At 44.8% G+C, this 252-nt stretch carries 1 protein-coding gene; it reads left to right on the top strand.

Translation table 11 applies throughout. From position 1 onward, the window contains the following. On the top strand, positions 1–252 hold a 252-nt coding region (locus tag Q4528_RS14940), incomplete at both ends, for a hypothetical protein (RefSeq protein WP_303522465.1).

Below are 252 nucleotides of genomic sequence, written 5' to 3' on the forward strand. Positions count from 1 at the left end.
GTGTTTGGTATTGGCCTTTATTCGCTTTTTAAACCAGCCCACCAGTTTGTCTATTGGTTTGTTTTTTAGTTTTGTCGCCAGTGTCTTTCCTTTGGCGTTCCTCGACAGAGAAGCGATTTCGTCAGTGTTCTTTGCAGCGTCGATGCTAATTATGTTGTATAGCGGGTTCAGTGCTTCACACGAATTAGCCTACCGAGACGAGTTAACCGGTTTACTTGGCAGACGCATGTTGTTTGAGAAGCTGGCTGGTAT

The organism is Staphylococcus pasteuri, from assembly GCF_030547725.1.
GTDB classification, from domain to species: domain Bacteria; phylum Bacillota; class Bacilli; order Staphylococcales; family Staphylococcaceae; genus Staphylococcus; species Staphylococcus pasteuri.